Source organism: Arthrobacter sp. 24S4-2 (assembly GCF_005280255.1).
Taxonomy (GTDB): Bacteria; Actinomycetota; Actinomycetes; order Actinomycetales; family Micrococcaceae; genus Arthrobacter.
The window spans coordinates 1,559,065-1,582,943 of sequence record NZ_CP040018.1 but is presented as its reverse complement, the minus strand read 5'-3'; the positions used below and the strand labels follow the sequence as shown (position 1 = coordinate 1,582,943).

The window sequence follows — 23,879 nt, the reverse complement described above, 5'->3', positions numbered from 1 at the left end:
GGCCCGCGGCCCTGTTGGATGAGTGGTCTGTACCAGCCAAATCTTCGGACGCCGACGGCGGCGCCAGAAACAGGAATAACTGCAATTGGGACTGGATGGAAGGAAGGTTAGGGTCGCCGGCGGCAGCACGCTCACGATGCTCCCCAAATTGAACAGTATTTCGGGAACCTGGACGCGGGTCACGGCAGACCTTTCCGGCTTTCAGGGCCAGACGGTGACGCTGTGGTCCGTCGGGCACATCGATGGGGCGGTTCCTGCCGATAACGCCTGGACGTATCTCGACGACGTGGTCGTCACTAACGGCTATATCTCCCCTAAGACCTACACAGTTCCGCGGGGCTGGTCTTCTCCCAGTTGTCAGGTGGGATACCAGGGCGGCCGCGGGATCTCGCTGATCGGGCTGCTGGTGATCGTGGCCGGCTCAGCCTGCCGTTTACGAGCCGTTACGGCAGGAGGCTCTTGGGCCTGCTGATCGGCCTGAACCGCTGGACCCACCGCCTCATGGCCTGCGTGTCGCTGATGCGTGACGAGTACCCGCCCGTTCCGCCTCGACATGGGCCCGACGGATCCGGCTGAAGCTCCGCCGGGGAGAACCACCCCGGACCAAGGGCTGTCGCACGTATTGCACTCAAGTGCCAGACGCCGATTACAGGTAGTGGCTACTCAGGTCAACGACGTTATAACTGCGTAAACTCTCCCGTGAGCCGGCGCCACACTCAGGCCGGGGTGTTGAGCGGCGAGGTTCATATTGCCGCAGTCAGGGCGGGTCCCGATCAGGCTGGCACACGGTCTCCTCCGCCGGAAATATTGGGGGTGTGTCTCCAAACGATGACAAGCGTTTGAGAAAAATGGAGAAATCATGGTCAAGAGATCTACTCGTCGGCTGATGCCAGCCGCTGTGTTGGCGGCAATGATGCTGGCCGCCCCCCAATCGGCGTTCGCCGAGCCCGTGCCGCACTATCCGGGATGCGTTGGCTTTGACATTACGATTTCGGCGACCGGTGGAAATCAGGCCACGAGGGTCACAAGGCTGAGGGATGGAATCATCTACTCAGTCGTCGGTGGGCACGGCACCACACTCACCATAGGCAACTTCACGACTGGCAAATCCGTCACATTCCCCACCAATGGTTCTGTGACACACACGGCTACCGACCCGGCGACCGGGTTGACCGAGTTCCAGTTGACCGGCCAGAACGTCCTGATTCAGTTCCCAACCGACCCAGGGGGCCGACCTCCATCCTGTACACCGGACGAGTCACTTACACGGTGATTACAGAAACCTATGATCAGGTCGGAACGCTAACGAGCACGTCCGGCCGGCAACGGGACCTCTGCGCCGAAATCGCCCCCTAGTCCCGACGCGCCGTCCCTAAAGACGAATCAGGCTGGCGACGTGCTCGGCGTCGCATCGTTTCGAAAAACCGAGCGGAAGCAAAGTGGTCGGCAGCGGGGGGCTGTCGGTCACTTTCTATATGAGCCACAAGCCTGGCACCCCGGCCGTCTTAGCCTTGATCCGCCGATGTTGATCGGGGCGCCGACGGCGGCTTAAACCGACAGTGCCCGTCTTCGGGGAAAATGGGGCCGGCTGGCTGGCGGTGAGCGCGATAGGAGGATCCGCGGCCTCGGCGATCAGGCCAATAAGCATCTGCTCCAGAAGAAAGTCGAAGCGCTCGAGGGTCCCCGAGACCTCCAACAACAGCTTTGTGGGTACAGAATTTGTCCTCCGTCATCAGCCGGCGAGCCCAGCCACGGGCGGCCGTCGTCGGGCTGCCGCTGCGCGGTCGGCTGCGGATAGTTGGCCGCTCCACCCTTGTCGGCTGGGGCAGCAGGAATCTGGCCAAGTATCTGCGCCCGCCGCGGGGAAACATCCCTGGCCGGAGGAAATCAGCGAAAGGGTACTGGACAGGTTCAACAAGGAAAGTGGCTCGGTACGCCTGACTTTGGTGGATCCCATCGTCGTGGAGGTCTCTGCCGACGTCGCCTGGTCCGGGCGCGCGTTCGGCTTTCGGTGCGACTGGTGCGGGTCCGTCCTGATCTGGATCCGGGTGAAGTGGAACTGCCCACAAGGATCGGGGATCAGAGGCATGGCGTTCGATGCTCTGGCGTACGCAGACTTGCGGGCTTGCCGAGGGCGCGGAGCACCATGTCAGAGACGAAGGTCATCAACATCGGGGCAAAAACTTCGTAAGACACGACATGAGAGCGATATTTGGGCGGCGGGGACCGCCCGGATCGTGATCGCTTCTCCGAGGACCAAACGCTTGTTACTCTCGAGACCGGCCTGCACACAGCACTGGGCGCAAGCAGCACAGCTCTCAGCCAAACGGTGGTCTCTCATAAGCATGCCCGGAAATCACTACCCAAGACCAAATCGGATGCAGAACGACGGTGTATCGTCCTAGCGGTGGCGATTCAAAGTGCCGTTGACGCAAGCGGCATCCCCTAGCTTCAGCTGGTCGGCTACCGTCCTCACCTGAACGATCGTCCGACTCTTCGGACCTCAAGCGAAGGCCCTTAGCCCCTTGCCCATCCCCCTGGACGTAGCGTCTTATGGATGAAAACAGTCCCTGAGTCGCACGGAGGGGTGCCATGTTCGCCGTCACGATCTTCCTCGCCGCGGCCGTGCTCATCCTGGCGGCCGCCGTGATGGGCCTCGTGGCCGTCCGGCAGCCGGACCGCTACGTCCGGGCGCGTGCCCTCGTGTGGACCGCGGCCGCCGTCATGGCCGCCTTCACCGTCGTCGCAGGCCTGTTCATCAGCGGCTTTGCCCTTGCCGATCCGGGCGGCACGGAAGGGCTCATGCTGATCGTGTCCTGGGCCGTCCCGATGGCCGCACTCGCCGCGCTTGCCTGGCTGCGTCCCGGGTGGGCCACCCCCGCTATGACCGTCGTGACCGCGCTGCTGGTCCTGGCCGGCATGTGGTTCGCAATCGACTCGGCGTCGTGGCGGGCCTTCGAGAACGCGAACGGCCCCGTGCGGGCGGTGGCCGTGCTGGTCCTGGCATTTCCGGCAGCAGTCCTGGGCCTGAAACGGACGGCCACCGCAGGGTGGCTGCTGCTCGCCCTGGGCTTCGGTCCCATCGCGTTCTCGGCGCTGGGCAGCCTCGCGGGGGTGGTGCCACTCTCAGCCGTCAGCGTGATCCCGCTGATCACCGGATTGCTCTACCTAGTGGCCGCACGAATGGCCCGCGGCGCCGAATCCCCGGAGAACATCCGGACGGCGGCCGCCTGATGAGGGTTCCCCGGCTCGATCACCGGCGGTTACATGTGGACGTGCAGGCGCCTTGCCGCTTCGGAGATGGAGCCGCTGAGTGACGGGTACACCGTAAAGGTGCTGGCGACGTCGTCGACGTGGAGCTTCTGCGTGACAGCGATGGCAATCGCGAAAATCAGCTCGGAGGCGTTCGGCCCCACCACCACGCCGCCGATCACGGTGCCGGACCCCTTGCGGGCAAAGATCTTGACGAAGCCGTCCCGGTGGTTGCGCATCTTGGCGCGGGCGTTGCTGCGCAGGGACAGCTTCACCACGTCGCCCTGGTACTTGCCGGAATCGATCTCGGCCTCGGACACACCCACGGACGCGATCTCGGGCGAAGTGAAGATGTTCGACGCCACCTGGTGCAGCTTGAGCGGCATGACGGCGTCGCCCAGGAAGTGGGCCACGGCGATCCGGCCCTGCATGGCAGCCACTGATGCGAGGGCCAGGACGCCGGTGCAGTCGCCGGCGGCATAGATGTTGGGGGCTGTGGTGCGTGAGACGCCGTCCACCTTGATGTGGCCGCTCTCAGTGACCGCCACGCCCGCTTCCTCCAGGCCGATGCCTGTAGTGTTGGGAATGGAACCGACACAGACCAGGCAGTGGCTGCCGGTGACCTTGGAGCCGTCGCCCAGGGTGACCACCACGCCGTCGTCCGTCCGTTCCACCGTTTCGGCGCGCGAGCGGGAGAGCACCTTCACGCCGCGGCGCTCGAACACGGCCTCGAGGACCTCTGCGGCGTCGGTGTCCGAGCCCGGCAGCACGCGGTCACGGCTGGAAATCAGGGTGACTTTGGAACCCAGTCCGTTGTAGGCGGACGCGAACTCCGCGCCGGTGACGCCGGAGCCCACCACGATGAGTTCCTCAGGGAGCTCGTCCATGTTGTAGATCTGCGCCCAGTTCAGGATCCGGTCGCCGTCCGGGCGGGCCGTGGGAAGTTCACGCGGGTGGGCGCCGACCGCGAGCAGGATGGTGTCCGCTTCCACCGTCTCAATGCCGTCAACGGTGAGGACCTCAACGGTGTGGTTGTCCAGCAGCCGGCCGGAACCGATCAGGATGCGCACGCCCTGGTGCTCCAGGCCGGCCCGGATGTCCTCGGATTGTTTCCGGGCCAGGCCGAGCAGGCGGTCGTTGATGTGCTTCAGGTCGGCGCGCATCACCGGGGCGAAATCGCCGCCGTCGACGTCGAACTTCACTCCCAGCTCCCCCGCCTCACCGACGCGGGTCATCAGGTCCGCCGTCGCGATCAGAGTCTTGGAAGGTACGACGTCGGTCAGCACCGCCGAGCCGCCGAGGCCGGCGCGTTCAATGATGGTGACTTGCGCCCCCAGTGAGGCGGCCACCATGGCGGCTTCATATCCGCCGGGGCCTCCGCCAAGAATTGCGATGCGGGGTGAGCTGAAATCCGGATGCGTAGTCACAAAGATCCATTCTCTACCCATCACCCGCCGCACACCAATAAAAGGGACCTGCGCCACTGCTGGGCAGGGCGCCGCGGGCGCGATAGCTTGTACCAGTGAGTAATACAGAATTCCTGAACACGGACCCTTTTGACGCTGCCCGCGCCGCCGCCGACTACATCGCCCAGGAGACGGGCGTGGACAGCCACGACGTCGCCCTGGTGCTCGGCTCCGGCTGGGGGGACGCCGCGGACCTGATCGGCGAGACCACGGCCACGCTGTCCGCGGACGAAGTCCCCGGGTTCTCCGCACCGGCCGTGGAAGGCCATGTGGGAACCATCCGCTCCGTCCTGACCAAAGAAGGCAAGCGCGCCCTGGTGCTCGGCGCCCGCACGCACTACTACGAGGGCAAGGGCGTCCGTGCCGTAGTACACGGCGTGCGCACCGCCGCGGCCACCGGCTGCAAGACCCTGGTGGTGACGAACGGCTGCGGCGGGCTCAACGAAGACTGGGCTCCCGGCACTCCTGTGCTCATCAAAGATCACATAAACCTCACCGCCACGTCCCCGCTTGAGGGTGCTACGTTCGTTGACCTGACAGATCTCTACTCTGCACGCATCCGCGGCCTGGCCCGCGATGTGGACTCTTCCCTCGATGAAGGTGTGTATGCGCAGTTCACCGGCCCGCACTACGAGACGCCGGCGGAAGTGCAGTACGCCAAACGGATCGGTGCTGACCTGGTTGGCATGTCCACAGCGCTCGAAGCCATCGCGGCCCGTCACGCGGGCATGGAAGTCTTCGGCATCTCGCTGGTGACCAATCTCGCCGCCGGGATCAGCCCGGTGCCGCTGAGCCATCAGGAAGTGCTGGAAGCCGGCCAAGCGGCCGGTCCGCGCATTTCCAAGCTGCTCGCGGAGATCATCGCCAAGCTCTGATTTCTACTTCCTGGCGGGCATGAGCCGCAGGAGGGTGTCCTTCCTGGCGCCGGGAAACTTCCGCTCGACGGAGGCGGCAATCCCGGCGATGGTCTGCCGGGACAGGGTCTGCCGCCACGCCAGTTCAGCCTGCCGCATGGTCTGGGACACCAGGCAGCTGCGGATGTAGTCCTCGCCGGAGTCGGCCCCGGGCGTGTTCGCGAGGATGGATTCGCAGCGGAAGGCCGGCTCGACGCCCTCGATGGCGAGCACAACGTCCAGCACGGTGATTTTGTCCGCAGGCAGGGCCAGCTGGAAGCCGCCGCGGGGTCCGGACACCGAGGACAGGATGCCTGCCCGGACCAGGGCCTGCAGTTGCTTGTTCAGGTAGGCGGCGGGCAATTGGTACAACTCCGCCAGCCGTGCACTGCTAACGGCCTCCCCCGCAGGAGTCCAGGACATATTGACACAGCAGTGCAGCGCCCACTCCACGCCCTGCCCCATTTTCATTTTTCAGACATTACGTGTCCAGAAAATTTGCTGTCAAGGGTTCCCGCGGTGCTTGTCGGACAGCGAATACCGGCGGTTAGACGATAGCTTTGTTCCTATGACGTCCTCCGATGCCGAATTCCCGCAACTGCTGAGCGCCGCCCGCGACTGGGCCGCCGAGGATCCGGATCCCGCCACCTCGGCCGCACTGACAGAACTCATCCGGCTCTCCGGGGACGGAGTTGCCTCGGCCCGGCAGGAACTCAGGGACAGTTTCAGCGGCACACTTCAGTTCGGCACCGCTGGCCTCCGCGCGGCACTCGGCCCCGGCCCCAACCGGATGAACCGGGTGGTGGTGCGCCGCGCCGCAGCCGGCTTCGCCGCGTTCCTGACCGCCGCCGTCGGGCAGGCATCGCCGGGCACCACACCGCGTGCCGTCGTCGGCTACGACGCGCGTTACAACTCCGACGTCTTCGCCGAAGAGACGGCGGCGATTTTCACCGCCGCGGGAATCGAAACGTTCCTGATGCCGCAGGCGCTCCCCACTCCGCTGCTTGCGTACGCGGTGCGGGCACTGGATTGCGATGGCGGCGTCATGGTGACGGCCAGCCACAACCCGCCGCAGGACAACGGATACAAGGTGTACCTCGGCCGGCATGCCGTGGAGGAAAGCGGCCGGGGCGCCCAGATCGTGGCGCCGTACGACGAGTGGATCGCCACGGAAATCGAACGGGTGGGCGCGCTGGAATCCATCGCCCTCGCGCCGTCGGGCTGGACCGTCCTGGAACCGTCCATCACCACCGACTACCAGTCCGCTGTGGCCGCCCTTGCCCTGCCCGCGCATTTCCCGGAGCGCGACCTGAAGATCGTGCTGACCCCCATGCACGGCGTGGGCGGCGAGACGGCAGTCTCGGTGCTGAAAAGGGCCGGCTTCACCGACGTCACGCTGGTGTCAGAACAGGCCGAGCCGGACCCTGACTTCCCCACGGTGAACTTCCCCAACCCGGAGGAACCCGGCGCCCTGGACCTTGCGCTTGAAACAGCCGCCCGTGTGGACGCTGACATTGTGCTGGCCAACGACCCCGACGCCGACCGCGCGGCCGTCGCGGCCAAGGACCCGGACACCGGAGCGTGGCGCATGCTGCGGGGTGATGAAGTTGGCGCACTGCTGGGGGCGCACATCGTGGCCAGGCTTGCTGCGGGCGATGCTGCGACACCCCCCGGCGTCTTTGCAAACTCGATAGTTTCCTCACGCCTGCTCTCGCGGATCGCCGCGGCGGCCGGATACGCCCACGAGGAAACCCTGACTGGCTTCAAATGGATTTCGCGCGTTCCGGGCCTGCTATACGGCTACGAGGAAGCGCTGGGTTACTGTGTGGCCCCGGATCTGGTGCGGGACAAGGACGGCATTTCCGCGGCCGTGCTCATCGCGGAACTCGCGGCCGCTGCGAAAGCTGACGGCAAGACCATATTCGACACCCTGGACGAGCTGTACCTGGTGCACGGGCTGCATGCCAGCGACCAGCTCAGCATCCGCGTTGCGGACCTTGGCCTGCTGGATGCCATGATGAACCGGCTCCGGGTCAGCCCGCCGGAATCATTCGGCGGGTCCGCCGTCGAAACGTCCAAGGACCTGGCCGAAGGCAGTGAACACCTGCCGCCGACGGACGGCCTGCTGTACGTCACCAAGGACCTCAGCCGGGTGATCATCCGCCCCAGCGGCACGGAGCCGAAGCTCAAGTGCTATCTCGAAGTCATCCGCAGCGTGGGCTCAGCAGCGGAGCTGCCCGAGGCGCGGCAGGCGGCCCGGGCAGCGCTCGACGGCGTACTGGGAGACGTGCGGGAGGCCCTGGGGCTTTAGTCGGGACGCCTGACCTAGAGCTCAACCTCGACGTAGCCGTCCACCAGGCGGGTACGGAACGTGGGCAGGCGGAGGCCGGCGGTGCCAAAGCATTCGCCGGTCTCCAGATCGTAGACTTCCTTGTGCAGCGGGGACGCAATGGTGGGGCGCGTTCCGCGTGAGCCAACGATGCCGCGGGCCATCACGTGGGCACCGGTGGCGGGATCTTCCTGGGCCACGGCGAACACCTCGGCGGCCGCGGTGCGGAACAGCGCAACCTGGCGGCCCGCGATCAGCGCAGCCTCGCCCCATGCCAGTTCCAGTTCCTCCACGGCGCACACGCGGTTCCAGCCCGTCGCAAACCCTGTGGTCTGGTCATCAAGTTCAAGTATTGCGGTCATTTCCGGCCCCTCTCGCATTGCCTGCGGCCCGGCGCTCCTAGGAACGGCTGCCAGGCCCGGACCGCCGACGCGGCCACATATCCAAGCTAGGGCTGCGGTGTTTCAGCGGCGTGCAGTCAATGTGTCCGGCACGTAAAAGGCAACTCACCTGTCCCGAAATCCATTCGTGATGCAGAAGTTAAGTTCACGAAACATAAGGGAAACTGAAGCGAAACTGCGGCTGCCTAGTCTGGATGGACAAGCTGCAGAGCACCGTCTGCGGCCCATGCGAAAGGCCCACAGTGACCGAACTGACTTCAAGCACAGAGAATCCGCGCCGCATCGTCGTCGCCGGCGGCGGCCCCGCGGCCCACCGTTTTGCGGACGCGATGCATGCCCGTGGCCTCGATGGCTGGCATGTCACGGTCCTCACTGAGGAAGCCCACCTCCCGTATGACCGCGTGGCACTCTCCAAGGCCCTCACCGACAGCGCGGTGGACCTCACTCTGGGCAGCGCGTCCATGTGGGACCACGACGCCCTGGCCCTGAAGACCGGCGAACGAGTCATCAAGATCAATGCCGGGGCCAAGACGGTGGAAACCGCAGCCGGCAGCATCTACGGCTACGACGACCTGGTAGTTGCCACGGGTTCGAATGCCGCCAGGCTGCCCATCCCCGGCGCCGAGCACACGCACGTCTACCGCACCCTCGAAGACGTCTGGGCCATCAACGAGGCCATTACCGGGCTCACGGAGAAGCTCGGCCGCAAGGTCAACGCCGTCACTATCGGTGGCGGCCTCCTCGGGCTCGAATCGGCCGCCGGCACGGAGCAGCTGGGCGCCAACCCGATCGTCATCGACGGTTCGCAATGGCTGATGGCCACACAGCTGGATGAAGGCGCGGGTCAGGCAATGGGCCGGCTCATCAAGGCCAAAGGCTTCGAAGTCCACGGCGGCGTCTTCCCTTCGGAAGTATTGTCCGACGACGACGGCCAGGTCACCGGTGTCCTGATGGCCGACGGCCGCATTATCGACGCTGACCTCGTGATCGTCGCCATCGGCGTCCGGCCGCGCGATGAACTCTTCCGCGCAGCCGAAGGCGAGGAACAGCTGTTCAGCCTGGGCCAGCGCGGCGGCGTTGTCATCAACGACTACTGCGCCACCGAGGTCGACGGAATCTGGGCCATCGGCGAGGTCGCCAACTTCGGTGGCATGTGCCTCGGCCTGGTTGCTCCCGCCAACACCATGGCAGAGATCGTGGCCGACCGCCTTCACGGCGGCGAGGCCACCTTCCCCGGCTTCGACACCGCCACCAAGCTCAAGCTCTCGGGCGTGGACGTTGCCAGCTTCGGGGACGGGTTCGCCAAGACAGAGCACTCCCTCGAAATAGTCTACGCTGACCCGGCCCGCGGTGTGTACCAGAAGATCGTCACCACCGACGATGCCAAGACCCTTCTGGGCGGCATCTTCGTGGGCGACGCCACCCCCTACACCAGCCTGCGCCCGCTCCTGGGCCGCGAACTCAGCGCCGAACCGGGCGCGTACCTGACGGCGGCCGGCGGCGGCGACGCCCCGGACACGGAACTCCCGGACGACGCCATCCTGTGTTCCTGCAACAACGTGTCGGCCGGAACCATCCGCGACACCGTCAACGGCTGCGGGGCCTGCGACGGCAACGCTCCCGTCCAGGAACTCGGCGAGCTCAAGGGCTGCACCCGCGCCGGGACCAGCTGCGGTTCCTGTGTGCCGATGCTCAAGAAGCTGCTGGAAACCGAACTCACCAAGTCCGGCGTCGAGGTCTCCAAGGCACTCTGTGAACACATCGAGCTGTCCCGCCAGGAACTCTTCGAGACCATCCGGGTCCTGGAACTGACCTCCTTCGAGGAGATCATGGCCAAATACGGCACCGGCGCCGGCTGTGACATCTGCAAGCCGACCATCGCCTCGATTTTGGCCAGCCAGAACAGCGCCTACGTCCTCGATGCCGGCCGCGGCACCCTGCAGGACACCAACGACCGCGCCCTCGCCAACATGCAGAAGGACGGCACCTATTCGGTGGTCCCGCGCATCGCCGGCGGCGAGATCACCCCGAAGAAGCTTGGCGTCATCGCCGCAGTGGCAGAGAAGTACAACCTGTACACCAAGATCACCGGCGGCCAGCGCATCGATATGTTCGGTGCCCGGCTGGAGCAGCTCCCGGAAATCTGGAAGGAGCTGGTGGATGCCGGCTTCGAATCCGGCCAGGCCTACGGCAAGAGCCTGCGCACGGTGAAATCCTGTGTCGGTTCCACCTGGTGCCGCTTCGGCGTGCAGGACTCGGTGGCCATGGCCATCCAGCTGGAACTGCGCTACCGCGGCCTCCGCAGCCCGCACAAGCTCAAGATGGGCGTCTCCGGATGTGCCCGCGAATGCGCCGAGGCCCGCGGCAAGGACGTCGGCGTGATCGCCACGGCTGACGGCTGGAACCTGTACGTCGGCGGTAATGGCGGCGCCACCCCGGCCCACGCCCAGCTGCTGGCCAAGGACCTCGACGACGAGACGCTGATCAAGTACATCGACCGGTACTTCATGTACTACATCCGCACCGCCGACCGCCTGCAGCGCACCGCGCGCTGGCAGGAAGAGCTCGACGGCGGCATCAAACACGTCGAGGATGTTGTGGTCAGGGACACCCTGGGCATCGCCGAGGAACTCGAGGCGGCCATGTCCAAGCACGTTGACACCTACGTCGACGAATGGGCCGACACCCTGACGGACCCCGAGCGCCTGCGCCGGTTCCGCTCCTTCGTCAATGCGCCCGACCAGAAGGACGACTCCATCACCTTCGTCCCGGACGAGCGCGGCCAGATGCGCCCGGCAACTGCTGAAGAAAAAGGGAAGGTCCTGATCGGGTCTTCCATCCCGATGAGGCCCCGCGACGAGAACGAGGTATAGCATGCAGCTCAGCATTGATCTCACCGGCCGTGAAGTCCTGGTCACCGGCACCGACCACGCCGCACGGCAGGCGGTCCGCCGCTACCAGGCCGCGGGCGCCGTCGTCTCCCGCCTCAGCAACCCGCAGGGCGCGAGCCATGACGGACCCCTGCCCGAGCGCCCCTTCCTCGTGGCTGCCGTCGACGACGGCCAGCCCGGCTGGGACGCACTGCTGGACCGTTGTCGCGCAGCCGGCATCCCCGTTGCGGTGGAACCGGCCGCTGGAGCAGTCGGCCACGTGACCCTCGTGGGCGGCGGACCCGGCGTCGGCGAACTGCTGACCGTTGCCGCCGTCAAGGCGCTGCGCGATGCCGACGTCGTGTTCTACGACCGGCTGGCCCCCTACCAGGAGCTCCCGTCCCTGACCTCGGCCGAGCTGGTGGATGTGGGCAAGCAGCCCGGCCACCACAAGGTCAGCCAGGGCGACATCGAGAAGCTCATGGTGCAAAGCGCCCTCGACGGGAACAACGTGGTGCGCCTCAAAGGCGGCGACCCCTACGTGTTCGGCCGTGGCGGCGAAGAGGTTGCGGCCTGCGTGGCAGCCGGCGTCCCCGTCAAGGTCATTTCCGGCGTCACCAGCGCCATCTCCGTCCCTGCGGCGGCCGGGATCCCGGTCACGCACCGCGAAGTGAGCCACATGTTCACCGTGGTGTCCGGCCATGCGCCGCTGACCGAGAAGGAGCTCACCCACCTCGCCGGGCTGGGCGGGACCATCGTGGTCCTCATGGGCATCGGCACGCTGCACCAGCTGGCCGCCGGCCTGCGCCGAGCGGGCATGCGGGCAGACATGCCGATGGCCGTCGTCGAACGCGGATACCGCCCGGGCCAGCGCACCACCATCGCCCAGTTGGGTACGATTGTCACAGCGGCCGCCGATTGCACTAACCCGGCAGTACTGGTCATCGGCGAGGTGGTGCGGGTGGCTGAAGCCAACCGCGGGCACGCCGAGGCGGCGGCCGATCTCGACCGCCTCGCGGCGTCACTGATGGGATCGTGAAAGTAACACCATGAGCGCCATGAACTCTATTGCCCCCGCTTCCGCGGCCCCGGCTTCCGGCCAGCAGGACGCCCCTGCTCCCGACTCCCCCGATGCGCCCCTGGAGGGGTTCCGGATCGGCGTGACGTCGCACCGGCGTTCCCAGGACCTGATCGAGGCGCTGGAGCGGCGCGGAGCCGAGGTGCTGCATGCCCCCGCGCTGAAGATCGCGCCGGTGCAGGAGGATATGCGGCTCATCGACGACACCCGGGCCATCATCGCCGCCAAGCCAGACCTCTGCATCGCCACCACCGCCTACGGCATGCGCCGCTGGTGCGAAGCGGCCGACGCCTCCGGAATCGGCGACGAACTGCTCGAGACGCTCGCGGCGTGCCGGATGTTCGTCCGCGGGCCGAAGGCACGCGGCGCCGTCCGCGCGGCCGGACTCGCCGACGTCGGCATCAGCAGTGACGAAACCACCGCCACCCTGGTGGACATGCTGCTCAAGGAAGGCGTCCGCGGCAAGACGGTGGCCGTCCAGCTGCACGGCTACACGGACGTCCGCCAGCTGGAGCGGCTGAAGATGTCGGGTGCCACCGTTCTTACCGTCACCCCCTACCGCTGGGTCAAGCCCGACGGCGAGGACAAGCTCCCGCGGCTCATCGAGGCCGCCTGCAGCGGCAACCTGGACGTCCTGACCTTCACCAGCGCCCCGGCGGTCGACGCCATGTGGAGCACCGCCCATGAAATGGGCCTCTACAAGCAGCTCGTCGACGCCCTGAAGACCACCGTCACCACCGCCGTGGTGGGACCCATCACCGCCCAGCCGCTGATCGACGCCGGGCTGTCGCCGCTCATCCCCGAGCGTTTCCGGATGGGAGCCCTCATCAGGCTCGTCTGCGAACACCTTGCCCTGAACCACGTCCGCCGCCTCGACACGCGCTCCGGCAACGTGGAGCTCCGGGGACGGTCACTCCGGATCGACGGCGAACCCGTGGAAATGGCGCCCGCACCGCTCCTGCTACTGCGTGCCTTGCTGGGTGCCGAAGGGGCTGTCCTGTCCCGGGAGTCGCTCTCCGAGCTGCTGGAACTGCGCGGCTCGGTCCATGCCCTGGACATGACCGTCAGCCGGCTGCGCTCCTCGCTTCCTGACGGCCGTCTGGTGGAAACCGTCGTCAAGCGCGGGTACCGCATCAGGGTCTAGGGCGTGTCTCCCAATTGGTTCTTGTCGGCTTTGGCATGCTGGAATCATGTCGCGTACTGCCGTCCTGACCGATGCCCAATGGGAGCGGATTGAACCGTTGATGCCCAGTTCCGACGGGAGCCGTGGCCGGCCGTTCCAGGACCACCGTCTGATCGTCGAAGGCATTATCTACCGTTTCCGGGCGGGGATTCCTTGGCGCGACCTGCCGGAGACCTTCGGCCCGTGGCAGACAGTCTGGAAACGCCACCGCCGCTTCAGTGGCGACGGAACCTGGGACAAGATCCACTCCCGGATCCTGGCGGAGGCCGACGCGGCCGGGATGATCGACTGGGAGGTCTCCGTGGACTCCACGGTCAACCGGGCCCACCAGCACGCCACGAACCTCACCCGCCACACAGGGGGACCTGTCGAATTACATGAATCTGTTAGAGGAACCGCCTGACCACGGGATCGGGAGGTCCCGCGGCGGGCTGACAACGAAAATCCATCACCTCTGCGACGGCAAGATGCGCCCGCTGGTCATGTTGCTCGGTCCCGGGCAGGGCGGGGACTCCCCGATGTTCCCGCACCTGCTGGACTCCCTCAGCGTTCCGCGGCTGGGTCCGGGCAGAGCCCGTTCCCGCCCTGACCGGGCCCTGGCGGATAAGGCTTACTCTTCAAAGGCCAACAGGGAACTTCTGCGCCGGCGCGGCATCCAGGCGGTGATCCCGGAACGCTCCGATCAGGAAGCGAACCGCAAACGCCGCGGCAGCAAGGGCGGCCGACCAGTGGGCCTGGACAAGGAAGCCTACAAGCGGCGAAACGTCGTCGAACGGTCCTTCAACATCTTCAAGCAATGGCGCGGCCTCGCCACCCGCTACGACAAGCTCGCCCTGACCTACCGCGGCGGAGTCGTCCTCCGCGCCATCACCATCTGGCTCAAGGAATTAGGAGACATGCCCTAGCGGCCCGCTGCTTCCGTTGGCCCGCACATGTCCGTGGACAGACCCGGTCCGCAGTGGGAACATGTCGCTAGGGTTTGCGTTTGACCACCCCGCGGCCTCGCGGCACCCCTTACGGGTACGCGGCCGCAGGGCGTTCGGCGTGTCAGCTCTTCCGAGAGGAATTGCGTGGAACCGGTGGTGCAAGGCGACGATGAACCCGCGGAGTCGGTGGACGCCGTGGTGGTGGGTTCCGGATTTGGGGGCTCGGTAGCATGCTACCGTTTGGCGGCGGCAGGCCAGTCCGTGGTCCTGATGGAACGCGGCAAGGCTTACCCGCCGGGAAGCTTCGCCCGGACGCCGTCGGAGATGGGCCGGAATTTCTGGGATCCGGACAAGGGGCTCTACGGACTGTTCGACGCCTGGACCTTCCGCGGCCTGGAGGGGATCGTCTCCAGCGGCCTGGGCGGCGGCTCACTGATCTACGCCAATGTGCTCCTGCGCAAGGACCAGAACTGGTTCGTCCAGGAATCCCCGGTGCCCGGCGGCGGCTACGAAAGCTGGCCGTTCACCCGGCAGGACCTCGACCCCTACTACGACGCCGCCGAAGCCATGCTCCGGCCGGTGCCCTACCCGTACCGGGACACCCCCAAGACCCTGGCCATGGAAACCGCCGCCGGAGCGCTGGGACTCAGCATCACCCGGCCGCCCATCGCCGTCACCTTCTCCCGCTCGCCGGGGGCCGCTCCCGCCCGGAACCAGGTGCTGCCGCCAGCGCCGTACGGAAGCGTCCACGGCGACAGCGCCGTGCGCACCACCTGCACCCTGTCCGGGGAGTGCGACATCGGCTGCAACACCGGCGCTAAGAACACACTGGACCACAACTATCTGTCCGCGGCGAAGGCCGCCGGGGCGGACATCCGGACCTACCACGACGTCCGCGGCATCCGTCCCCTTCCGGCGGGCGGCTATGAGGTCCGCTACGTCATCCACGACCCCGCCGACGCATCACCAGGCCTCCTGCGCGAACGGCTGATCCATTGCCGCCGGCTCATCCTCGCCGCGGGAACCTTTGGCACCACCTTCCTGTTGCTGCGGAACCGCGCGTCCCTGCCCGCGCTGAGCCCGGCGCTGGGCACGCGCTTCAGCGGCAACGGTGACCTGCTGGGGTTCGTGCTGGACGCGACGGACCCCGACGGCGCCACGCGCACGCTCTCGGGCAGCAGCGGCCCGGTAATCACCACGGCCATCCGCACTGCCGATTCCACCGACGGCGGCGACGGCCGCGGCTACTACATCGAAGACGCCGGCTACCCGTCGTTCATTGACTGGCTCCTGGAGACCGCGCAGTTCCGCCAGGTGGTGAGGCGGGCCGGAAAAGTGATGGTCCAGCTCCTCAAGGACAGGCTCTTCCACGCCCAGCGCTCCAATATTTCGGCCGATCTTGCCGCCGCGCTGGGCGACGGCCGGCTCTCGGCGTCGTCGGTGCCGCTGCTCGGCATGGGGCGCGACATTCCGGACGGCGTCATGACCCTCCAGTGCGGACGGCTGGCCATCAACTGGACGCTGGCCACCTCCGCCGCCTACTTCGGCCGGATGCAGGCCACCATGCACTCCATCGCCAGGGAACTGGGCGGGAGCTTCAAACAGAATCCGCTCTGGTGGAGCAAGCGGGTCATCACCGTTCATCCGCTGGGGGGCGCCCCGGCAGGCCGGAACAGCAGCGAGGGCGTTTGTGATCCGTACGGGGAGGTTTTTGGCTACCCCGGACTGCATGTGGTGGACGGCGCGGTGATGCCCGGGCCCGTGGGGGCCAACCCCGCGCTGACCATTGCAGCGTTTGCCGAGCGCGCCTGCCACCGGATCCTGAACGGACCGGCCGGGGACCGCGAGCGGGGCGGCCTGGACACGGCCGATCTCCCTGCCGGGATTTCCGGCAGCGGGCGTTCAGACAGCGGGCGTTCAGACAGCGGGAGTTCCGACGTCGTGACTTCCGACGGCGCTCCGCCCGCCTACCGCCCGGGGCCGCCGCGCGCACTGGTGCCGGACGCCACCAAAGGTGCCAGGGCGCCGGAGGAGGAACGCACATTTGTCCCGCCGGCCGGAAGTGACCAGCCGGCCGCCAACCGGGGCCTGGGGCTGCCGCGCGCCGCCGGATCACCCGCAGGTGAGGCGCTGCAGGAGGCAGAACTCGAGGAAGAGGCCGAGGCGGCGCAAACGGGCCCGACGTCCGTCAGCTTCACCGAACAGATGCACGGGTGGTTCAGTGCCGGAGTGGCGGACCCGGCCTCGGGGCGAAGCCTGGGCCGGGACCGCAGTCGGCGGATGATGTTCGAGCTCACCATCACCGCCGCCGATATCGAGGCGTTCGTCCGGGATCCACTCCATGCGGCGACGGCGAAAGGCTACGTCCTCGCGGACGAATTCGGCGGCCGTCTGCCCGTGGAGCGCGGCTGGTTCAATCTGTTTGTCAAGGACGCAGATTCCGGCAGTTCGGGTTCCGGCAGCGGAGGGGCCCCGGGACGGAAGATGCTGTACCGGCTCTGGCTGCGGGATCCCGGCGGAACGCCCCTGACCTTCGTAGGCCACAAGGACATCAGGAACGACGCCGGTCTGGACGTCTGGGGCGACACCACCACGCTCTTCGTCACCGTCCTCCGGGGGCACGTGCCCCCGCCGGGGTCAACCGCCCCGGAGTCAGCCGCCCCAACCCCCACAGCCCAGTCCGCTGACGGCCCTCAAAACCCGGAAGCGGCAGCGGGCGCCGGCATCCTGTACATCCGGCCGTGGGATTTCGCCCGCCAACTGACCACGTTCCGCACCGTGGGCCCGGCCCCGGCAAGCGCCCTTGCCGCGTTCGGAAAGCTGTTCCTGGGTGAGCTGTGGCAGGTCTACGGCGGGCCCGTCAGCCGCGTCCCGCTGCCGCTCCGGGGGCGCGGGCTATCCGGCGGCCAGACCACCGGCGAGCGATGAGGAGCCACCGGACATGAAGCGGAGTGAGCTGGCGCAGCACAGCAACGGACTTGGCTTCACCCCCCGGGATGCTGTGCGCTGGCTGGCCCCGGCCCAGCTGGGCCGAACCGCGGTTCGAGTGGCCCTGGCGTCCGTTTTTGCCGACTTCGGCGACAAACGCGAGCTGGAGGGCGGCTTCCCCCGCTACGAACTCGACCTGGCACGGCTGCCCATCCCGGGCCAGCCGGCCCAGCCGGTGGTCAGGGACCTGGGCCTGCCCGGATCACCGGCCGCAACATCGCCCGCCGCGCAGGCTCAACAGCAGGCCGAACGGCGGGCCGAACAGCAAGCCGGAGATCACGACACGGCCGGCGGGGCCGGGACCGCAGCACTGTGGCTCGACTTCACGGCGGATCTCGGCGACGGCTTTGACGCCACCTACACCGTGGCCACATTGCTGGCCGAAAAGTCGCTGCTGGTCGATGGCCATGAGCTGCGGCGCGGCAGGGTGCTGGTGCTCGGCGGCGACGAGGTGTATCCGGTGGCAGCCCCGGCTGCCTATGAAGACCGCATGGTGGGTCCCTACCGGACAGCGCTGCCGGCAGGCCGCTCCCCCGGCCGGGCCGGCGTGCTGCTGGCCCTGCCCGGCAACCACGACTGGTACGACGGCCTTACGTCCTTCATCCGGCTGTTCACCCGGCAACGCAACATCGGCGGCTGGCGAACCATCCAGACGCGCAGCTACTTTGCCCTCCGGCTCACGGGAGGCGACGATGCACCCGGATGGTGGCTCCTGGGGCTGGACAGCCAGCTGGGACAGTACATCGACGAGCCCCAACTGGACTACTTCTACAACACGGTAACTGCCCGGCTGCTGCCCGGCGACGCCATCATCCTGTGCGTGGCCGCACCATACTGGGCCAAGGCAGCTGAGGACCCGAGCGCGTTCCGGCAGGTGCATTTCTTTGAGCAGGACTACCTTCGGCGCCGCTTCAACCGCCGTGCGGGGATGTTCGAGGAAACGGGGGCGTCCGTCCGTCTGTGGCTCACCGGGGACCAGCACCACTACTCGCGCTACGAGGAAATGGTGCCGGGCGAACAGCGTGAAGGCAGCCCCGCGGCTTCCATCGACCCGCGCCGGACCCAGCTCATCACCTGCGGCCTGGGCGGTGCCTTCCTGGCGGACGCCGGATGGCTGTCCGCGGAGCTCACGCTTCCGCTGTGCCTGCCGGCCCCGGCAGGCGCCCCGGCTGATGCACACACAGACGTCCCAGCGCGAACTGCACCGGCATCGGGAGCCCCGGCAGACGCCGCAGCACCGGGAGATGCACCGGCGGACACACCGGCACCGCCGGATGCGCGGGGAACACGCCGCTTCGCCCTCATGCCCGGCACCTTCCCGGGCGGGGCTGCATCAAGGCGGCTCCGCGGACGCCTGGCGAACCCGCTCTCGCCGTTTTGGCTGCCGGTCCGCAACCCGGGCTTCGGGTCAGCCCTCGGCGTCGCCCACATGGTAGCAGCCCTCACGCTCTGGACCGTCTTCAGCGCCTTCCGGGGCCTGTCATTCCTGGACAGCCTTGTCACCCTGAAAACAGGGAATACGGTCCTCCTCGCACTGGCAATCCTCGCCGTCCCCTTGCTTCTGCTCCTGTTGCTGGCCACACTGGGCACCCCGCTCGGCCTCGACCGGGATTCGCGGGAAAACGGTGCCGGGTTCACTGTTGCCCGCGGTGCACTCTGGCAGATTTCGGCACTCGCGGCGGGAATCGCCGTCGTGATCCTGCTGCCCTGGCCGTCAGGCTGGCCTCCGTACCTGACCCTCGGGCTGGTTCTGGCCATAACTTTCGTTGCCGGTTACGCGGCGGGCAGTGAGGCGTTCGCCATCTTTATCCTGGGCACCGCAACCGGGGAGGTGGCCGCGTGGGCCATGTCGGGCCAGGCCATCGAGGACCACAAAGGCTTCCTGCGGATCAGGATCGCCGCGGACGGCAACCTGACAGTGTTTCCGGTGGCCGTGGACAGCATCTGCCGGGACTGGGACCTGGAAAGAATGGACGACGGCGGCGCCCTGCGCCCGGTGCCGTCGCGCGGGCTGCCCTCCCTCCGGCTCTTCGAACCACCGGTCACCATCGCCAGGGAGGGATTTCCGCCATGAACAGCCCCCGCACCGTCACCCGGGCGGACCACGTCACCGAGGTGATTCCCTTTCCTGCCGGGGACCGGACGCCGCTGACCCTGGTGCATGTCACCACCGCCGTCCCGCCCGACGCCGGGGCCCCGGAGAAGGGTCCGGTGCTGCTGGTCCACGGGGCCGGAGTGCGGGCCGAGCTCTTCCGGCCGCCGCTGCCCCGGACGCTGGTGGACGCCCTGCTCGAGGACGGCTGGGATGTCTGGCTCCTGAACTGGCGGGCGTCCATCGACTTCGAACCGCTCTCGTGGACGCTCGGGGACGCTGCAGTGTACGACCACCCTGCAGCGGTGGACTACGTCCTGAAGGCGACCGGCGCCGAGACCCTCAAGGCGGTCATCCACTGCCAGGGATCCGTTTCCTTCACCATGGCCGCCGTTGCGGGGCTCCTGCCCCGGGTGGACACCATTGTCTCCAACGCCGTCTCACTGCATCCCGTCATTCCGCTCTGGTCGGTCGTGAAGATCACCTACCTGGCCGAGCTGCTGAAACCCTTCACGCCGTACCTGTCACCGGCGTGGGGCTACAAATCCAACGGGTACCTCTCCCGCATGCTCCGGTTCATGGTCAAGGCCACCCACCACGAATGCGACAACCTGGTATGCCGGCTGGTCAGCTTCACCTACGGCAGCGGCCGGCCCGCACTGTGGTCGCACGAAAACCTGGACGAGGCCACGCACAACTGGATCAGCGGGGAGTTCGCCGAAGTCCCGTTCACGTTCCTCTCCGAAATGGGCCACAGTGTGCTGGCCCGGCGCATTGTGGCTGCAGGCGACCACCCTGGGCTCCCCCGCAACTTCCTGGCCGAAGCCCCGCAGACCGATGCCCGGTTCGCGTTCCTGGCCGGGCGCAACAACCGCTGCTTCCTGCCCGAAAGCCAGGAACGGACCTTCACCTTCTTCCAGGGCCACCGTCCCGGCAAGGACTCGCTAAACCTGCTCTCCGGGTACGGCCACCTGGACGTCTTCTTCGGTGCCCGCGCCTGGGCGGACACCTACCCCATCATCCTCAAGGAGCTGAACAGATGAACGGACTCATCGGCGTGGCCACATCCCTGCTGCGGCTGGTGCCCTCGCCCGTACCGCACCGGCAGGAGCGGCTGCGGGGACAACATGCCGTGGTGGACGGCATCAAGTACGCCATGCCGGTCAACTCCGATGACTCCCCCGTGCTGATGGCGGCGTTCCCCATCAACAAGCGCGCGGCGGCTGCCATCCTGCCTGGCACGGAGCTTAGGCCCTTCAGCCTTGGCGGCAAGGGGCTGCTGGTGGTCACTGTGGTGAACTACAAGTCGACGGACATCGGGCAGTACATCGAATACTCGCTGGCGATCGCGGTGACTCACGGAGCGCGGCCCGTGCCTCCGCTTCTGCCGCTGCTCTTCCAAAAGACGTTCCGGCTGGGCCAGTACGTGGTGGACCTTCCGGTCAGCACCGAAGTCTCGGTCAAAGGTGGCAAGGGCATCTGGGGAATGCCGAAGCACCGGGCCAGCCTGGACTTTGTGGTCACGGACTCCACCGTCTCGGCCCAGTACGACGACGCCGGCACGCTCGGTTGCTTCATCGAGATCGAACGCCCCGAGCCGCTGGGGATCCCGCTCAGGCTCGCGGCGTCCAACTACTGCGCCTTCCGCGGGATGCTGATGAAATCGGACATCTACTTCGAAGCCAGCGGCGACATCGCCGTGGGCAGTGACGCGAAAGCCCGCCTGGTGCTCGGCGACGCCCCGGGCGTCGCCCCGCTCAAGGCCCTCCAGCCTGCGGACAAACCCGTGTTCACTGCGTACCTGCCAGAGGCCCGCGGGGTCCTGGACGACCACTACGAGGCGTGGTTCCTGACCGCCGCCACCGCCGAAGACGCCGCCCGGATCCCCGGCGGCGACCCGCTCGAATCCGTCGTGGGACTGGGCCAGGGCCAGGAGTGGATGCCCGGGCCGGACCGGACCGCGACAGCCCGCAGGGAAGACACTTCCGGCACCGGAGGCACCCCGTGAACTGGCTCCTGCTGCTGAACGCACTGTACTTCCTGTTCGGAGCCACCATGTACGTGGGCACCATGTGGGTCCTGAAGTTCTTCCTGTACCCCACCTGGCAGTCCCTGCACCGCGGCAACGTGGACATGCACTTCGGCACCCCCACCCGTCAGGCCACCAAGTTCTTCACCGTAGTGGTGCCGCCGATGTTCATCTCCGGCATCATCCTGGTCTGGACCGAATGGGGCACCACGCGGCTGGTCCCGGCCGTGCTGTGCCTGCTCGGGATCATCGTCCTCACGGTGGTGGGCCAGGCCCTGATCATTCCGATCAACGTCAGGATCCGCGGCGGAGACTTTGCCGACGACACCGAACTGCGCTCCCTGCTGCGCCGCTGGATGCTGCTGAACGACATCCGCTTCTACGTCTCTACGCTCACCTGGCTGGCCATTGTGTGGCTGCTGGTGGACAGGGGCCGGCTCTGGGAGGCCTTCGCATGAACGGCTCGGGATCATGAGCGGGGCGGTGCGCCCGTCCGGGACGCCCTCCCCCGGCGTCGGTGCCTGGATCGCGGCCGACCCGCTGCGGGCCCTCCTGGCCGCGATCGCCGTGGTCACTGTCTTTTCCGGTGCGGTGCAGATCCCGTTGGGCGGCACTGTCCTGGAGCTGCTCGGAGCGGAGCCGACGACGGCGGCGCGCCAGCTGTTCGCCACGGTAGGCATGTTCATGGTGGTGGTGGGCGGACTGCTGCTCCACACGCTGCTGCGTCCGAAGCCGGCCCCGGAAGTCCTGCTGTGGTCCGGAATCCAAAAGGCGGGCGCGTGCGCCGCCGTCGCGGTCGGCGTCCTGAACGGCGTGTTCGCGCCGGTGGCCCTGACGGTGGCGGCGTTTGACCTTGCGACGGCGGCACTCTGCCTTATCTATCTGCGCCGGGTCTACTGGGAGAGCGGCCGCGGCCGGGGGACGGGACTGGGGACCGGCCAGGAGGCCGGGCAGTGAAGCGCTCACTGGTGCTGGCCGGTGGCGGGATGCGCGTCGCCTGGCAAGCCGGGGTGGTGCTTGCCCTGGCCGAGGAGGGCCTGCGCTTTGACCACGTGGACGGAACGTCGGGCGGCATCATGACCGCGGGCATGATGCTCTCCGGCGTACCACCCGAGGACATGTGCCGGAACTGGTCCGGGGTGAACGTGAAGGACTTCGGCTCGGCGCTGCCGCTGGGCGACTATGCGAAGGGACCGTGGTCGCTGCCCGCAATCGGTGACGCCGACGGCCTGCTGGACAAAGTGTTTCCGGCGCTCGGGATCGACGACGACGAGATCCGGCGCCGCGCCGCCCTTCCGGGCGCCGTCGAAGGCACCTTCAACGTGGTGGAGTTCACCGGGAAACGGTGCCATGCCATCGATGCACGCGACGTGGATGCCGAACTCATGGCAGCCGGAATGTCGCTGCCCATTTTCCTCACCCCGCTGCGGCGGCACGGAAAGATCTGGACGGACGCGGTCTGGATCCGCGACGCCAACGTGGCTGAGGCCCTCCGGCGCGGAGCCGACGAAGTGTGGCTGGTCTGGTGCATCGGCAACACCGGCTACTGGGGCGACGGCCCGCTGGAACAGTACGTCCACATGATCGAAATGAGCGCCATGGGCGCGCTCCTGGCCGACTTCGAAGCCGCGGCAGCGGCCGGCCGGAACTTCACGCTCCACGTGGTCAAGCCGGAGAATCCCCTACCGCTGGATCCGGAGTTCTACCTCAACCGGATCGATGCGGACACCCTGATCGGCATGGGGTACCGGGATGCCCGCAGCTACCTCAAAGGCATGACCGCCGAAGGCCTGCCCAAGGACGCCTCCTGCACCGCCATGACGGAACCGGCGGCCGGCATCCGCTTCACGGAGCAGCTGAGCGCCAACCCCGGCCCGGACTCCGGCCCGGAAGTGCGCCTCACCCTCACTGTGGCCCTGTCCCTGAACGGTGCAGGACCGCAGGCACGGGTGACCGGATTCCTTGACTACAACCCCTTCGGCCCGAGGGTGTTCCTGGCCGGCGGACGCGTGGACGTCCGCGGCGATGCGGTCACCTACCGGGCCTCCGTCCGCGTTGGCGGCGGCTGGCACCGGCTGGCCGTGTCCAGGGTCTTCCACAATGATCCCGGGCCTGATGCCTGGGACGACACCCGGCGTGCCCGCCTCACTGTCGGATCCCTGCTCGATGTTCCGGTCGCCATGGGACTCGGCGATGCCGCGGCCCTCATCTCCTCGGTGGAACCCGTGGGCGCCCACGGCCCTGCGGACCGCGCCGCCGTCGTCGGAAGAGTCGCGGCCGGCGGGCTGCGGGAGGTGTTCCGCCGGTACCGCTGACCACCTTTGTTACCGCCTGGTAAACAACATCGAACGAATAGGGATATTCCGGCAACA

17 protein-coding genes and 1 pseudogene are annotated in these 23,879 nt (G+C 67.2%); 15 read left to right on the top strand and 3 right to left on the bottom strand.

All coding sequences use genetic code 11. From position 1 onward, the window contains the following. Nucleotides 1-136 precede the first annotated feature (136 nt). Both FCN77_RS25880 and FCN77_RS07295 read left to right on the top strand, forming a co-directional pair. The gene (locus FCN77_RS25880; protein WP_217496247.1) at nt 137-472 is read left to right on the top strand and encodes a hypothetical protein; all 336 of its coding nucleotides are present in this window, start codon (nt 137-139) and stop codon (nt 470-472) included. 2,120 nt (nt 473-2,592) lie between these two features. Continuing rightward, nucleotides 2,593-3,234: a hypothetical protein gene (locus FCN77_RS07295; RefSeq protein WP_137321728.1), complete on the top strand. Its 642-nt coding sequence runs from the start codon at nt 2,593-2,595 to the stop codon at nt 3,232-3,234. A 29-nt stretch (nt 3,235-3,263) separates the two neighbouring features. Here the strand turns inward: FCN77_RS07295 and FCN77_RS07290 are convergent, their stop codons facing one another. Next, on the bottom strand, nt 3,264-4,679 hold the full coding sequence (locus FCN77_RS07290) for an NAD(P)H-quinone dehydrogenase (RefSeq protein ID WP_137321727.1): 1,416 nt from the start codon (nt 4,677-4,679) through the stop codon (nt 3,264-3,266). Between the two features lie 95 nt (nt 4,680-4,774). Here FCN77_RS07290 and FCN77_RS07285 point away from each other — a divergent pair, with 95 nt between their 5' ends. After that, nucleotides 4,775-5,593, top strand: a complete 819-nt coding sequence (locus FCN77_RS07285) for a purine-nucleoside phosphorylase (RefSeq protein WP_137321726.1) — start codon at nt 4,775-4,777, stop codon at nt 5,591-5,593. Nucleotides 5,594-5,596: 3 nt separating this feature from the next. Here FCN77_RS07285 and FCN77_RS07280 read toward each other — a convergent pair whose 3' ends face one another. Next, nucleotides 5,597-6,082 (bottom strand): Rrf2 family transcriptional regulator, encoded by a 486-nt coding sequence (locus FCN77_RS07280; protein ID WP_137321725.1) that lies wholly within the window; start codon nt 6,080-6,082, stop codon nt 5,597-5,599. A gap of 97 nt (nt 6,083-6,179) precedes the next feature. Here FCN77_RS07280 and FCN77_RS07275 point away from each other — a divergent pair, with 97 nt between their 5' ends. Then, nucleotides 6,180-7,922, top strand: a complete 1,743-nt coding sequence (locus tag FCN77_RS07275) for a phospho-sugar mutase (RefSeq protein ID WP_137321724.1) — start codon at nt 6,180-6,182, stop codon at nt 7,920-7,922. A gap of 14 nt (nt 7,923-7,936) precedes the next feature. On the opposite strand, the gene nirD is transcribed toward FCN77_RS07275, so the two are convergent. Then, on the bottom strand, nt 7,937-8,302 hold the full coding sequence (nirD, locus tag FCN77_RS07270; protein WP_137321723.1) for a nitrite reductase small subunit NirD: 366 nt from the start codon (nt 8,300-8,302) through the stop codon (nt 7,937-7,939). A 281-nt stretch (nt 8,303-8,583) separates the two neighbouring features. Between nirD and nirB the strand changes: the two genes are divergently transcribed. The 11 genes and pseudogenes from nirB (at nt 8,584) to FCN77_RS07215 (ending at nt 23,822) form a co-directional block, all read left to right on the top strand. Next, nucleotides 8,584-11,214, top strand: coding sequence for a nitrite reductase large subunit NirB (gene nirB / locus FCN77_RS07265; RefSeq protein ID WP_137321722.1), 2,631 nt, complete (start codon nt 8,584-8,586; stop codon nt 11,212-11,214). A gap of 1 nt (nt 11,215) precedes the next feature. Next, entirely contained in the window at nt 11,216-12,250 is a 1,035-nt protein-coding gene (gene cobA / locus FCN77_RS07260) for a uroporphyrinogen-III C-methyltransferase (protein ID WP_137321721.1), read from the top strand. A 19-nt stretch (nt 12,251-12,269) separates the two neighbouring features. Then, on the top strand, nt 12,270-13,433 hold the full coding sequence (locus FCN77_RS07255; protein ID WP_137324684.1) for a uroporphyrinogen-III synthase: 1,164 nt from the start codon (nt 12,270-12,272) through the stop codon (nt 13,431-13,433). Between the two features lie 46 nt (nt 13,434-13,479). Further along, nucleotides 13,480-14,377, top strand: a pseudogene (locus FCN77_RS07250) (IS5 family transposase). A 165-nt stretch (nt 14,378-14,542) separates the two neighbouring features. Further along, a complete protein-coding gene (locus FCN77_RS07245) occupies nt 14,543-17,326 on the top strand; it encodes a GMC family oxidoreductase (RefSeq protein ID WP_137321720.1) in 2,784 nt (927 codons plus the stop codon). Between the two features lie 13 nt (nt 17,327-17,339). After that, nucleotides 17,340-19,460 carry a hypothetical protein gene (locus tag FCN77_RS07240; protein ID WP_137321719.1) on the top strand — a complete coding sequence of 707 codons (2,121 nt, stop codon included), beginning with the start codon at nt 17,340-17,342 and terminating at the stop codon, nt 19,458-19,460. Continuing rightward, nucleotides 19,457-20,521, top strand: a complete 1,065-nt coding sequence (locus FCN77_RS07235) for an alpha/beta fold hydrolase (RefSeq protein WP_137321718.1) — start codon at nt 19,457-19,459, stop codon at nt 20,519-20,521. Before FCN77_RS07240 ends, FCN77_RS07235 begins: the two co-directional genes overlap by 4 nt. Further along, nucleotides 20,518-21,486, top strand: coding sequence for an acetoacetate decarboxylase family protein (locus FCN77_RS07230; RefSeq protein ID WP_137321717.1), 969 nt, complete (start codon nt 20,518-20,520; stop codon nt 21,484-21,486). Before FCN77_RS07235 ends, FCN77_RS07230 begins: the two co-directional genes overlap by 4 nt. Continuing rightward, nucleotides 21,483-21,965 carry a DUF1772 domain-containing protein gene (locus tag FCN77_RS07225; RefSeq protein WP_137321716.1) on the top strand — a complete coding sequence of 161 codons (483 nt, stop codon included), beginning with the start codon at nt 21,483-21,485 and terminating at the stop codon, nt 21,963-21,965. The genes FCN77_RS07230 and FCN77_RS07225 overlap by 4 nt, the downstream gene beginning before the upstream one ends. Before the next feature lie 13 nt (nt 21,966-21,978). After that, nucleotides 21,979-22,464 (top strand): hypothetical protein, encoded by a 486-nt coding sequence (locus tag FCN77_RS07220; RefSeq protein ID WP_175417179.1) that lies wholly within the window; start codon nt 21,979-21,981, stop codon nt 22,462-22,464. Beyond that, entirely contained in the window at nt 22,461-23,822 is a 1,362-nt protein-coding gene (locus tag FCN77_RS07215; RefSeq protein ID WP_137321715.1) for a patatin-like phospholipase family protein, read from the top strand. The genes FCN77_RS07220 and FCN77_RS07215 overlap by 4 nt, the downstream gene beginning before the upstream one ends. The last annotated feature ends 57 nt before the right edge of the window (nt 23,823-23,879 follow it).

Excerpts from the sequence above, each read along its gene's own strand:
- FCN77_RS07275 (WP_137321724.1), top strand. The coding sequence starts at position 6,180 with ATGACGTCCTCCGATGCCGAATTCCCGCAACTGCTGAGCGCCGCCCGC.
- FCN77_RS25880 (WP_217496247.1), top strand. The coding sequence starts at position 137 with ATGCTCCCCAAATTGAACAGTATTTCGGGAACCTGGACGCGGGTCACG.
- FCN77_RS07280 (WP_137321725.1), bottom strand. The coding sequence starts at position 6,082 with ATGAAAATGGGGCAGGGCGTGGAGTGGGCGCTGCACTGCTGTGTCAAT.
- nirD (WP_137321723.1), bottom strand. The coding sequence starts at position 8,302 with ATGACCGCAATACTTGAACTTGATGACCAGACCACAGGGTTTGCGACG.
- FCN77_RS07240 (WP_137321719.1), top strand. The coding sequence starts at position 17,340 with ATGAAGCGGAGTGAGCTGGCGCAGCACAGCAACGGACTTGGCTTCACC.
- FCN77_RS07255 (WP_137324684.1), top strand. The coding sequence starts at position 12,270 with ATGAACTCTATTGCCCCCGCTTCCGCGGCCCCGGCTTCCGGCCAGCAG.
- cobA (WP_137321721.1), top strand. The coding sequence starts at position 11,216 with ATGCAGCTCAGCATTGATCTCACCGGCCGTGAAGTCCTGGTCACCGGC.
- FCN77_RS07235 (WP_137321718.1), top strand. The coding sequence starts at position 19,457 with ATGAACAGCCCCCGCACCGTCACCCGGGCGGACCACGTCACCGAGGTG.
- FCN77_RS07295 (WP_137321728.1), top strand. The coding sequence starts at position 2,593 with ATGTTCGCCGTCACGATCTTCCTCGCCGCGGCCGTGCTCATCCTGGCG.
- FCN77_RS07220 (WP_175417179.1), top strand. The coding sequence starts at position 21,979 with ATGAGCGGGGCGGTGCGCCCGTCCGGGACGCCCTCCCCCGGCGTCGGT.
- FCN77_RS07230 (WP_137321717.1), top strand. The coding sequence starts at position 20,518 with ATGAACGGACTCATCGGCGTGGCCACATCCCTGCTGCGGCTGGTGCCC.